Raw genomic sequence first — 12,158 nt, forward strand, 5'->3', positions numbered from 1 at the left:
CAGTTTGATTTGACATAGGCTCTTTTCTAAAAGTTTGTTGCTCTACTGCTCAGAGAGATATTCGAGTATTTGGTGAAAGAGCACGAAAATACACTTAAAACATGTACGTTAGTACTTTGTACGGAAAACAGCCAACATTAATACTTAAAGTACGTTTTCTAGTGGGGTGTGTTTCATCAAGGCACCATTCAACAGTTCTCTAGGTCGCCTGAATAATCTGAGGAATTCCTTCATAGCCATGCACGTACATATTTTGTTTTCATTATGGTTATACTTTAAAGAAAAATATGATCGACATCAAGACATAATCGACATTTTCAGATTACAAAAGATAAGATATAAAATTCGCTTGGTATTTTCAGAAAGATAAACATAGTTTGAACCTTCAAACTTACTTATTCAACCCATGGGTTAAAAACGTTATTTTATTTTCATATATATCATTATTCCTCAACAACGTTATATACCTTACAAAATAGTAAACGAAAGGATTGTCATGTATATGAGCGTAAAGACAAACTTTGATTCTTCTTGGCAGCAAGGTTTTTTTGAAAAACTTGAAAATGATGGACCCTGGTCAAACTGGGAGTTATTTAAACTTAGCTATGAGGTCCAAAAACATACTGCTATTTCTTCTTTTGAGGGGTTACAAGCACCTAATCATCTTCCTCATTTCACACCGCTCCCTCATCAATTAGAGGTGGCACAAAGAGTAGTAGAAAAGATGAATGGAAAAGCAATATTAGCCGATGAAGTTGGATTAGGTAAAACAATTGAAGCAGGTCTGATTTTAAAAGAATACATGATTCGTGGACTGGTGAAAAAAGTATTAATTTTAGTCCCAGCTTCCCTTGTTTCCCAATGGGCAAGCGAATTAACCCAGAAGTTCTTTATTCCCGCAGTCGAGCAAAAAAAAAGCTATGTCTGGGAATCATGTGATGTTGTCGTTTCTTCCATAGACACAGCGAAGCGAAGTCCTCACCGTGAGATCGTCTATGATCAATCCTATGATCTAGTCATTATCGATGAAGCTCATAAACTCAAAAATAATAAAACAAAAAACTATGAATTTGTGCAAAATCTAAAGAAAAAATACTGCCTTCTCTTAACAGCAACACCAGTTCAAAACAAAATCGAAGAAATTTTCAATCTCGTATCCTTGCTCAAACCTGGGCACTTAGGCAATGAGTCCTATTTTACTGAAGCATTCTCAGCAAAAGATCGTTCTCTAGAAGAGCATGATCACTTACGTGAGCTCGTTAACAAGGTAATGATCCGAAATCGCCGCGGTGATACAGGGATTGATTGGCCGAAAAGGCATGTTGAATCAGTTGCCATTGACTTTTCAGAAAGTGAACAACATTTATATGATACAATCTCTGAATTAAAAACTTCTTCTACATTTGCCGCCAACACATTTGCAATCATGACACTTCAACGAGAAGCATGTAGTAGTCGTGAAGCTGTCTATATGACATTAAAGAAAATGCTTGACCGTCCTGAAGAAGAAGAAACGACCTTACCAAAGGATGTTATTAAAAAGCTCATCATGGCGATTGACGGTGTTACCCAAAATACAAAGGCACAAAAAGTAGTTGAACTCATTAAAGAACTCGATGATAAAGTCATTATCTTTACTGAGTACCGTGCTACGCAATTTTACTTACAGTGGTTTTTACAGCAAAACGGGATTACATCTGTTCCCTTTCGCGGTGGCTTCAAGCGTGGAAAAAAGGATTGGATGAAGGATCTCTTTAAGAACCGTGTACAAGTACTCATCGCAACAGAAGCTGGTGGTGAAGGGATAAATCTTCAATTTTGCCACAACATTATTAATTATGATTTACCTTGGAATCCGATGAGACTTGAACAACGAATTGGTCGAATTCATCGCTTAGGACAAGAAAATGATGTTCATATCTATAATATGGCTACTAGAAACACGGTTGAGGAACATATATTAAAACTATTATATGAAAAAATTGATTTATTTGAAAAAGTCATTGGGAAACTTGATGAAATATTAACACGCCTAGAAATTAAGAATTTTGATGAACATATTAAGGATATTATGTATCACTCAAAAACTGATGGCGAGATAAAAATAAAAATGGAAAACCTAACATCAATCCTAGATTATGCCCAAGCATCCCAAGAGCAAAGAAAAGCAGTTAGCGGAAATCAATAATTGCCAAATCTTATACCTACCTATCATGAAAGGCGGCTATTTCATGCAACAAGAAAAAATCCATAGCTATTTAGAAAGCTTTTTTACAGCAAATTCTTGCAATTTCATCGAAAATAAACCTGGCTATATGACTGTTCAATTAACGATCGACATGGATAAAGAACTCATGAATCGACCTTTCTATTGGCACTATCTTGAAAAAACAAATGGTGTCCCAAATCCCATGACCTTAACGCTCATAACGGACCAACAAAAGGCTCCAACAGATTTAAAGGGCGAGGTCATGCACTTTGGTGCACCTCGACTCCATCAAATCTTTCAGTCCACCACACGACTAGGAAGTATGATCCGTTTATTTGAAAAAGTCGATTCAAACGGTACAAATGTACCCTTACATCCCTGGCTAGGTGTAAATATTATTGTTTCTTATCAATGTGACATGAAAAAGGATCAACTCTTTTCCATTGGACTACATTTAGTAAGTGGAACACTTTTAGAAAACTTTCAAGAAAAACTTGAAAAGCTACAACTAACTCCAAAAATCCCAGATCTCTGCTTTAATATGACTCCCCTAATCAAACCTAAAAGCGGTTTGAAAAGAATTGAGCAATTTATCGAACAAAGAATAAACCAGCAGGATCATACATGGGCAGACACAGCTAGACAAAGATGGAATGAAGATTTAAAACTATTAGACCACTTTTATGTAGACTTAGAGGAAAAACCAGATTGTTATCACCTAGAAAAGGATGCCCTGCGTGACCTTTATGAGCCACAAATAAATGTAACGATTCAGAGTGGCGGCATCTTTTATTTGACACCCCAGGCTATATTTAATTAATAAGTTTCCTATTTATAGCAGTTGGCTGATTATGCCAACTGCTATAGTTTTGTATAAATTGGTGTATGAATTTGGCTACGATTCTAGTTCTCATACTTTTTAAACCCCAATTTAAAACTGATATTAAATGAAAAGATACGTTTAATTCCTACCAGAATACTAAAAGTAGGTGTCTTTTTGACCTATTTATAGATATCTATGAGAAAACTCCTTACTATTTAAGCGGAAGGTGCATGAAGATAGGCTACATTAGGTATAACGATTAGTACGAAATACAACAGTAATGGAAATATAACCCAAAAAGGAAATATAATTCGACAAAATCAAATTATTGTTATTAAAGTTTTATTAAAGAATAATTAAAGAAAATCCATTAAATAAAAGTCAGCGCATGAAAAAGTAGGTTAATCCACCTACAGATTGTTACAAACAAATTACAAATAACCAATTTAGTTAAAATTTTATTCTTTCGACAAAATTCTGCACACTTCCTATATAAACATATTTATAATAGAATTAGTTATAAAGTCAGGTAACACAAAGGGACTTTTGAGTTAATAAATATCTAAAAAATGACATAAAGTTTATATCAGCAAAAGGCAAACCTATTGAAAAATAGAGACGCAAAGTCACAGATCTAACGTGTTAACCATGATGGCTGGGCTGCCTGAAATACAGGCTAGTATTTTAGGAGGGTAATAAGGTGAATAGTGAAATCATTGAGAGAATAACAAAGGATGGCAAGCTTGATCGTGAATGGGTTGAGATGATTTTAGAAGCATTAGAAATAGGGATCAGTTCTGATGAAATAAAAAAATTTCTTACAGAACCAACCATTACTCATTAAATAAAACTCACTCTCTACATACTTGTATGTAATATTTTTTTATAAATCTGTTCTCCATATAAAACAATACCTTCTTTATATGCTATAATATTTATAGAAAAAGGAAGGTGACTTGACGTGATTGGCCCTAGAATAAAAAAATATCGAACACAAAGGAATTTATCTTTATCTGAACTAGCTGAAAGAGCAGGGGTTGCAAAGTCCTACCTTAGTTCGATAGAACGCAACCTTCAGTCTAATCCTTCTGTTCAATTTTTAGAAAAGGTATCTACTGTATTAGGGGTTACAGTTAACACCCTACTTAATGAACAAAGCGAAACAGACTTAGATGACCTTGACTTAGAATGGACAAAACTCGTGCAAGATGCCATGAAATCCGGTGTTTCCAAAGAACAGTTTCGAGAATACTTAGAATTTAATAAGTGGAAGCTACAGAATGACAATGATAAATAAGAGCATGGTTGGTGATTACGATCACCGATGGTGCTCTTTTGTGTTTTGTTCGTTTTATTGAATATCCCATCTTCACTTCTGATTGTTCTTTTTAGCGATTTAATTCTGTAAACCCATTTAAAATATGTCGTAAATTGACTGTTTTCATAATGCTAATTACACATAATTACGTTATAAAGAACATTAATGGTACTAATAGATTATATCAAAAGTCTTTATTTTTCCGTTTTGTTCTCTATAAAGATTTGTAGAATAGGTACATTCGATTAATATGGATAATAGTTACCTTTTACTTAGAACTTTGAAAGGTTTTTCTGGAGACCTATCCTTATACGATTCAAGTATGTTTTCATTGATAAAAAAGAATAACTTCTTCCGTTTTAGGTAGCTAAAACTATGTAGTTGGAGGAATATGCAGGAGTATTACCATTAATATCCGGTAAAAGGTAGTCTTTCATATAGGAACAAATTTTTCATATTAGTTGTTATTCTTTATAGTCAACAAGTTAATCTCAGGGGTATTGAATAGTCGAAACTTTAAAAATGAAATGGTTTGACTACTGCCTAAGCCTGTACTAACATATTGTTTTGTTTGCTTATATTCCCATAAACCTTTTACTCTATCCTGTGGAGGAAAAAGCCCACTCCGCTCATAATATGCTTCTGGAACAAACAACGCACCTATTAACGGGAGCCTAATTTGCCCACCATGGTAGTGTCCAGCAATAATTAAATCATAATCTCTAAACACAGCATTCGGATTAATTTTTAAAAGATCGATTCTAGCATCAACAATTGGATAGTGGTTTAAGGCAATGACGACATCTGTAGGTTTAGCTGAATCAAGCTTTACCATTTCTTTTAGTAATTGATTACGATGCTGTATAAAGGCTATTGCATCCCCTTCTAATAATCCATTTTGTGTATCCAAGACAGATAATTCGAAATCAACGAAATGTATAGAAGAGGTCCCCCTAACTACAGTATGTATTGACTCAAGATACTTAACACCTCTCATATCCAACCCTTCAATAAATTGATGTTTTCTCAATTTACCCTTTTCATCGATTACATAACTAACAGGATCTGAATTCCCTGGGACAAATAGAGCAAGATCTTTATTTTTTATACCTTCTACTAATTTATAAATAGGCTGATAGTTTTTACTATCTCCATTTATCAACATATCTCCTGTAAAGACGATTGCATCATATTCAATTGAATTAATCTTTTCGATTAAGTTTTCCTGATTGTCACCAAATACTTTTTCATGAATATCTGAAATCTGTAAAATTCTATATCCGTTTATATCATCTGATATATTATCAATTCCTATCTCTTGCTCTACAATTTTTATTCGATTATTGTCCCAATATGTGTAGGCTATGAGAATAAGTACAGTTAACAAAAATCCCAGTATGATTCTACCCTTACCTTTATTCATGATTAACATCGCTCCAATTTTCAGTGACGACGATAGAACTTCTATCTTTACAGTAGCTATTAAAAGCTTATCCATTCTCAACGACTCTTAGGTATTATAAATCTTTTGAAATTCCTGATCAGGAATTTCCTCCCTAACTGAACATTAAATAGTTTTGAAGGTTTCAATGTGTTTGTACGCTTTAACATTAGATTTTTGATATTTTTATTCTTTGGTGGTTGTTGCCTTGTAGTCATAGTTAATAAACTCATCACTTTTTTATCATCATCCAACATTTCCTCTACATCAAATAATATTGGGATAAGTGCAGTTGTTGGACCGACTAATGCATCACCTCTCTGTACTACAGCCAACCCAAATGATATTCTCAGCATACGGAAAAATCTTTTTTCCATAAGCGCAAGATAATATTTAGGATTATACCTAGATGTATGATCCTGGAATACACGCATAAATAAATGGAAGTAACCTCTCCGTTGGTAATCTTGATGTATACAAAGCTTATCTATTTCCCATATTCTTTCTTGATTTGCTTTAATTTCATCACATTCTGAAAATGGAAATTTATGCGGACCTTCAACTGTACTGTTTGGATTCTTTGGATGATAGGGAATAAATTCTATTGTGCCTATAACTCTTCTTCTCTTAAATCCACCCAGTTCTTTGATTAGTAAATTGTATCGGACACCGTTTTCAGCATAAGGATCATTTATCCAGCCAAATTCATCACAAAAGTATTCCCATGTTTTTTCAAACTGTCTTTGTTGTTTTGGTGTGTTTACTAGTTCAAATAGTGTTTCGTAACTGCTGGTTCGGTTTTTCTTTGCCATCATCATTCCCCATTTACCTTATTTAAAGAATTGATAAATAAAGATCCCTTATATAGAGGATGTTCAAAAAGTCCAGGGACAATTAACTTTCAACGGCAACTTATATTGTCATCCTTTTTGAACACTTTCTTAATAAGGGATATATTACTGCGTTAAATAATAATTTCATTTAACTATCCAAGTCGGGAGCTGGTTCTCCTGGTTCTCCAGGTCCGCCATGTCCTCCACCTGGCTTACCAGGTCTATCTGGCTTCCAACCTTTCATGGTCATTTTAATATCAAGTACTTCTATTTTGGGATTTTCCCATTTCCTTTTCATTACTACCACCTCCTTTCATTTAAAAATAGGCACTTTTCGTAAAGTTTATTACATTTAACTGTTTAGATTAGCAAAAAAAGTATCTTTCAACAATTTAAGTACAATTTGTATACATTAAAATTCGTTCTAATTTGTAAAGATTTTTCACAAACTAGCACCCATTTGATTGCTCAATAAATGTCCAAACACACTTCTTTTATCTTGTGCTAGTTGACCAAATTCCCCTTTTTGAATAATTCTGCCTTGATCTAAGACCACAACTTGATCAGCATTACGTATCGTCGATAATCTGTGGGCAATTACGATAATGGTCATTTTTCCTTTTAACCGATCTAACGCATTCTGAATCTTAGCCTCATTTTCTGTATCCAGTGCACTTGTCGCTTCATCTAAGACTAGAATAGATGGATTACGTAAAATAGCTCTAGCTAAAACAATTCGCTGCCTTTCCCCTCCAGACAATCGGATACCTCTATCTCCGATAAGTGTATCTAGACCATGTGGAAGCTCTCTAACAAACTCAGCTGCCGAAGAAAAGTCCAACGCTTCCCACATTTGTTCTTCCGTTGCATCAGGAACAACCAGTTTTAAATTATCCCTTATACTTTCATTAAAAAGAAAAGGGTCTTGTGGAACGTAACTTATTGCACGTCTCAGCGATAACAAATGATCACTTTTTAATGGTTTTCCATCAATTAACATCTGTCCTTTTTCAGGTTGATTCAGACCCATTAATAAATCGATTAACGTACTCTTTCCTGCACCGGAACGTCCAACAAAAGCTGTCATCTTATTTGAAGGTATTACCACATTGATATCCTCTAGCGCATATGATGTTGAATCTTTTTTGTGATAACGGAAAAACACATTTTCGCATTCAATTTCCTGGGTAATTTCCATTGGCTTTATATCTTGATTCTCTGGGAAGGTAAACTCTTTCGCACTTTTGCATTCATTTTGCAGAGTCCTTACAGCCTTAAAGGAAGGGAGTGTTGTAGCAATTTGCTCCATAGAACCTTGAATACCGGCAACTCTCGGCCATAGCCTTGAAAAAATAACAATGATAAGCATCAATTGACCTGCCTCTGCATTAAACATATTTACGGCAATAAATATAAACGAGGCAATCAAAAATGCTGAGGCAACTTTATAGTATAATTGAGATGTTGTTTTTAAATTGATGTATTCAACTTGCTCTTCTTGTATCCCTTTCGTAATTGTACGAAACCAATTTATCCGAGAGTCTTCTAATGTATTGCTTTTAATATCCTTAATTCCATTTATCTGATCGGTGATGCCTGCAAGGTATTCTTTCCCTAAAGTGTAATTTTTGCTCCCCAGTGCCAGGGATCTTTTTAGGAATTTCCGATTACAAAAGATTAGAATTAAACCACAAAGTAATACAAAAATGGTTATAGGAGGAGAAACCCAAAAGGCAAGACACACTTGGATTAATGTGAAAATAAGAGATGACATAAACTGCAACAATGAATGTGTTCCAGCACTCGAACGAGCAATTTCTGTTGTCAATAAGTTAATAAGGTCCGATTTTCTATTTCTAATGAAAAAGTCCCAATTAGCATGTAATAAGGAATTATATGTCTCTACACGTAAATAACGAAAAAATCCATGTTGAATCTTAGTATTCTTAATTGTAATATGGCGATGCAATAAATTTTGACCTATAACAATTAATACATAAACCATCAGGATGAATGGTAATCCCAATGTACTAGGTATATCCTCTAAAAATGTAAATATTCCAGTAATTGCAGTCCCTCCTACGTCCAGGTTTACGATTCCACTCATATTAATCATCGGAATCAATAATAAAATCCCAACCCCATCTAGTAGACTGATAAAAATCATCGCTAGTAGATTAATATAGAGAGTTTTCCCTGCATAGGAATGGATTTGCTTCAAAAAGTAAAAAACATGTTTCATCTATGGCTCCCCCTAGGGTAATGCATGATTCCTTGTTCTCCTCCATATCCAAATAATAGGACGTAATGGAAAGTATAAAAAGTGGAGTTTCTTAGGTAATGGCAATGTCTCGGCATCCTCAGGATATGGAAAAAAGAAACTCAGAACATACATGAACTTTTGCCATGGTGACATTAAAGAAAATAAATGATGTGAATGATAACGAGATACAACTTCTGGAACAGGATCTGTATGTAAATTAACCATCCTCTCAAGATAGAAGATTGCCTCCTGTGCCAATGCATTTGACCTTCTATTTACTATTATAGGCTTCATACCATCTGTAATCTGGGAATTTAGCAGCTCTCTTGTTAATACTAGTGCCTGTGCACCTACATTGTGAAACCTATATCTTTTTAGTAATTTGTATGTCTCCATCCAATCTATTTCTTGTTCTGTTAGTTGATGAATATCTAGCAACCATCTTAGTCTTGACCATCCATGACGAGCACCATGTGAAACGAGAAATAAAAATAAGTCCTCTTTTCCTAATAAATAAACGGGATAATTTGTAAGTTTACTACGATTTTTTCTCACCCACATATCTTCAAAACTAGGTTCAGCACTTGGACCTGGATTTAACCTCCAATGCATCTCAAGTTTAATCCGCTTTTGAGGATGAAAATAAGTAACATGATGATGACGCCATGTCCAATCGTTTAAAATCGTTTTAATATAATCATCTTTTTTATAGCCTTGTTTAACTAAGATTGCCTCTGCTTTCTCAAGCTCTTCAATTGGTATTAAAAAATCTAAATCACTTGATGTACGTAGAGAAATATCACCATATAGGTCATGTGCGATAACTGGCCCTTTTAAGAAAAGCAGACGTATTTTATCTTCGGTGAAGATCTTACTGACTTGTTCCATTTCAGCACTTAATTGAAGCATTTTGAACGTATTCCGTTTGTATTCAAATGAAAGCTGTTCAATCACATATTGAGGTATTAAATCCCTGTCAATTTCTTTTAACTTTAAGAATAAAACCGGATAAACCCGATGATGTTTTGACTGCTCAATAAACAGATCCCAATTAATCTCGGAAAATAATACTGTCTTATTTTCTTTCACAAAGTCTAGATTGTTTTTCTTGAGTAACTTAAGGATTACCTTTAGTTCCCTAGATACATTCTCTAGATCAAGAGTTAATTGGCTATTCACTTTGGATTCCCTCCAATTTTTTGGCGAATTTTCCAACTACAGTAAACTTCTCTTTACCTTCAGCACCTGTAATGTAGTATGGACCACTTCGCAACCATGCATGAGCTATTAATTCTCCTGTCTCATCCCTAGCAGTTCCTAAATAAAGAGTGCTTTCAATTTGTCGTTTTTCTAACATTTTCATTGCTGCTATGGCTTGAACAAGACATTGGCTTTCCCAGAAGGTATAACGACTCATAATTTGAATAGCCTGAGAGACAGAAAATAAAAACTTTTTATTTTCTGTATATAAATCAAAAGTAGTTTCATCCATATGCTTTCCTAGTGATGGGGCCACTTTAGAAAAAGAGATACTTTTAAGATATCGCCCAATACCTAGATAGAAATATGATTCTAGTAAAAGTCCTTTCATTTTCCAATCCATTGATAGAAAAATTTTTAGTTTATTCAAGGTCTCACTGTCCTTCTCTAAACATAATAAAATGTGGCACAATTCTGTTAAGGTCTTAATACATATCGACAAACGATAAATTAGCTTTCTATTAAATTTTCAGTTCTTCCAGCTCAATCAAATCTTCATCTATTAACCGTTTCACAAAACCCATTACCTCTGCCTCACATTCATTCTGTTCGACTTCATATTGTTGTAGTAACGTATTTACTAGTTGATCAATAGATGTAGGGGCTTTAATTAAGTCCCAAATCACTCCCCCCATTTCACCTAAATTGTAATACTTTCCATTTTCAATGCTTAACATCACTTTTTCTCCGTCCATATCACTTACAATATTTCCTTCCCCTTGACAAATTATATGAGTTTTTGAAATTTGTTGAGTATTAACCATATACTTTTTCCTCCTTATTGATTGTAGTTAAAATTAAATCTGTTAAATCATGTGCACTAAATCGGGTTGTTGGGCGGCGTAATTGGTACATTTCAATATGTTCACACATTTTAGCAGATGTGTTGAAATGCCATTCCATTAAACCTAGAGGGGCAATAAAAAAGTTACGGTATGTATGATTGAATAATGTATGTAACCGTTGTAGGTTTTTGATTGGATTCAATTCTATTTCCTCGTTTACATTTTTAACTAGTTCAATTACACCTGCGAGTGGTAATTGTTCCGAAGCAAATTGATTTAAAACGGGTATAGCGAATTTCGTTTCTCGATCAACTATAGGACGGTATTCATTAGATTCCATTTCAAATTCATTTAAACTTTCAATCCATAGTTTTTGTTGTGGATAAGCTGGTGTCACTACCGGGATATTCTCTTCATTCATCGAGACCGGTATCACATCATCACTTATTAGTCGAAAGCCTTTCTTTAAAAAGGCAGAAGCAAGCGTAGATTTTCCTGCACCTGATTCCCCAACGATAGCGTATGCTCTCCCATTCAGTTCAATTGCACTTCCGTGTAGAGGGAGAATTTTTCTTTGAATTAATAGTCCTCCCATACAAGTTCCGAGTAGGTAAAGACGGATTTGATCTTCATTTGCATTATCTACCCGAGAATAATAAATCTCTTTCCCATTTTGAATCATATAAATAGCATTGTCAGGCAGTCGGAACATAATAGTATTTTTCTGAATAACAAAGTATTTATTTCCACTAGAACTTTTTTCCCATAACGATGTAAGATCTTTCTCTTTAATAACAATATCTACTGTTCTATTATTATCATGAATCTTAGATAATTCTGGTAAGGGAATATCACTTAATATATTCAATCCAAAAGCTTTGAAGAGTTGTTTATTTTCGATATATGGTTTCAATGCTGTACCTCCAACTTGTACTTTATAAAGAACGATTAATATAAAAAAAGCAGGAAAACTTCACAAATAACGTTTTCGAACTTTATAAAGAACACTTATAAGATAAAAGTACCATTTTTCTGAAACAGTGTCAATTACTTAGTAGAACAAATAATAAAAATTAATGTGAAGTTATGTTTTTGTGGTAACTACTTTTTTTGTGATAATTGTGGCAAAACTCGTGGACTACTAAAAAAGAATCAATAGTGTTTATATAGAACGCAATATTAATAACAAAAAAACATTACCTGGAATATTTTTTTATGAAGCCCTT

General features: G+C 34.0%; 12 protein-coding genes and 1 riboswitch. Of the genes, 4 read left to right on the top strand and 8 right to left on the bottom strand.

Going from position 1 to position 12,158, the window contains the following annotated elements:
- Nucleotides 1-502 precede the first annotated feature (502 nt).
- From AC6CHR_RS08150 to AC6CHR_RS08165, 4 genes are all read left to right on the top strand, one after another.
- A complete protein-coding gene (locus AC6CHR_RS08150) occupies nucleotides 503-2,188 on the top strand; it encodes a DEAD/DEAH box helicase (protein ID WP_498248093.1) in 1,686 nt (561 codons plus the stop codon).
- Between the two features lie 43 nt (nucleotides 2,189-2,231).
- Nucleotides 2,232-3,029: a YqhG family protein gene (locus tag AC6CHR_RS08155; protein WP_498248094.1), complete on the top strand. Its 798-nt coding sequence runs from the start codon at nucleotides 2,232-2,234 to the stop codon at nucleotides 3,027-3,029.
- 588 nt (nucleotides 3,030-3,617) lie between these two features.
- Nucleotides 3,618-3,700: riboswitch (cyclic di-GMP riboswitch) on the top strand.
- A gap of 32 nt (nucleotides 3,701-3,732) precedes the next feature.
- Complete coding sequence (locus tag AC6CHR_RS08160) at nucleotides 3,733-3,876, top strand: anti-repressor SinI family protein (protein ID WP_498248095.1); 144 nt, start codon at nucleotides 3,733-3,735, stop codon at nucleotides 3,874-3,876.
- Between the two features lie 117 nt (nucleotides 3,877-3,993).
- Nucleotides 3,994-4,329, top strand: a complete 336-nt coding sequence (locus AC6CHR_RS08165) for a helix-turn-helix domain-containing protein (RefSeq protein ID WP_498248096.1) — start codon at nucleotides 3,994-3,996, stop codon at nucleotides 4,327-4,329.
- Nucleotides 4,330-4,807: 478 nt separating this feature from the next.
- On the opposite strand, the gene AC6CHR_RS08170 is transcribed toward AC6CHR_RS08165, so the two are convergent.
- The 8 genes from AC6CHR_RS08170 to AC6CHR_RS08205 all read right to left on the bottom strand — a co-directional run bounded on the left by AC6CHR_RS08170 (nucleotide 4,808) and on the right by AC6CHR_RS08205 (nucleotide 11,845).
- Nucleotides 4,808-5,848, bottom strand: a complete 1,041-nt coding sequence (locus tag AC6CHR_RS08170) for a metallophosphoesterase (RefSeq protein WP_498248097.1) — start codon at nucleotides 5,846-5,848, stop codon at nucleotides 4,808-4,810.
- 2 nt (nucleotides 5,849-5,850) lie between these two features.
- The gene (locus AC6CHR_RS08175; RefSeq protein WP_498248098.1) at nucleotides 5,851-6,603 is read right to left on the bottom strand and encodes a hypothetical protein; all 753 of its coding nucleotides are present in this window, start codon (nucleotides 6,601-6,603) and stop codon (nucleotides 5,851-5,853) included.
- A gap of 169 nt (nucleotides 6,604-6,772) precedes the next feature.
- On the bottom strand, nucleotides 6,773-6,922 hold the full coding sequence (locus tag AC6CHR_RS08180; RefSeq protein WP_498248099.1) for a paeninodin family lasso peptide: 150 nt from the start codon (nucleotides 6,920-6,922) through the stop codon (nucleotides 6,773-6,775).
- A gap of 144 nt (nucleotides 6,923-7,066) precedes the next feature.
- Nucleotides 7,067-8,866, bottom strand: a complete 1,800-nt coding sequence (locus AC6CHR_RS08185) for an ABC transporter ATP-binding protein (protein WP_498248100.1) — start codon at nucleotides 8,864-8,866, stop codon at nucleotides 7,067-7,069.
- Nucleotides 8,867-8,878: 12 nt separating this feature from the next.
- Entirely contained in the window at nucleotides 8,879-10,066 is a 1,188-nt protein-coding gene (locus tag AC6CHR_RS08190) for a nucleotidyltransferase domain-containing protein (protein WP_498248101.1), read from the bottom strand.
- Nucleotides 10,059-10,490 (bottom strand): lasso peptide biosynthesis B2 protein, encoded by a 432-nt coding sequence (locus AC6CHR_RS08195; RefSeq protein WP_498248205.1) that lies wholly within the window; start codon nucleotides 10,488-10,490, stop codon nucleotides 10,059-10,061. Before AC6CHR_RS08195 ends, AC6CHR_RS08190 begins: the two co-directional genes overlap by 8 nt.
- A gap of 118 nt (nucleotides 10,491-10,608) precedes the next feature.
- Nucleotides 10,609-10,911: a lasso peptide biosynthesis PqqD family chaperone gene (locus tag AC6CHR_RS08200; RefSeq protein WP_498248102.1), complete on the bottom strand. Its 303-nt coding sequence runs from the start codon at nucleotides 10,909-10,911 to the stop codon at nucleotides 10,609-10,611.
- Complete coding sequence (locus tag AC6CHR_RS08205; protein ID WP_498248103.1) at nucleotides 10,904-11,845, bottom strand: aldolase; 942 nt, start codon at nucleotides 11,843-11,845, stop codon at nucleotides 10,904-10,906. Before AC6CHR_RS08205 ends, AC6CHR_RS08200 begins: the two co-directional genes overlap by 8 nt.
- Nucleotides 11,846-12,158 lie beyond the last annotated feature (313 nt).

It is taken from the genome of Metabacillus sp. GQ13 (assembly GCF_059758525.1).

Coding starts and splice junctions, on each gene's coding strand:
- AC6CHR_RS08150 (WP_498248093.1), top strand. CDS start 503: ATGAGCGTAAAGACAAACTTTGATTCTTCTTGGCAGCAAGGTTTTTTT.
- AC6CHR_RS08155 (WP_498248094.1), top strand. CDS start 2,232: ATGCAACAAGAAAAAATCCATAGCTATTTAGAAAGCTTTTTTACAGCA.
- AC6CHR_RS08170 (WP_498248097.1), bottom strand. CDS start 5,848: ATGGATAAGCTTTTAATAGCTACTGTAAAGATAGAAGTTCTATCGTCG.
- AC6CHR_RS08175 (WP_498248098.1), bottom strand. CDS start 6,603: ATGGCAAAGAAAAACCGAACCAGCAGTTACGAAACACTATTTGAACTA.
- AC6CHR_RS08180 (WP_498248099.1), bottom strand. CDS start 6,922: ATGAAAAGGAAATGGGAAAATCCCAAAATAGAAGTACTTGATATTAAA.
- AC6CHR_RS08185 (WP_498248100.1), bottom strand. CDS start 8,866: ATGAAACATGTTTTTTACTTTTTGAAGCAAATCCATTCCTATGCAGGG.
- AC6CHR_RS08195 (WP_498248205.1), bottom strand. CDS start 10,490: ATGGATTGGAAAATGAAAGGACTTTTACTAGAATCATATTTCTATCTA.
- AC6CHR_RS08200 (WP_498248102.1), bottom strand. CDS start 10,911: ATGGTTAATACTCAACAAATTTCAAAAACTCATATAATTTGTCAAGGG.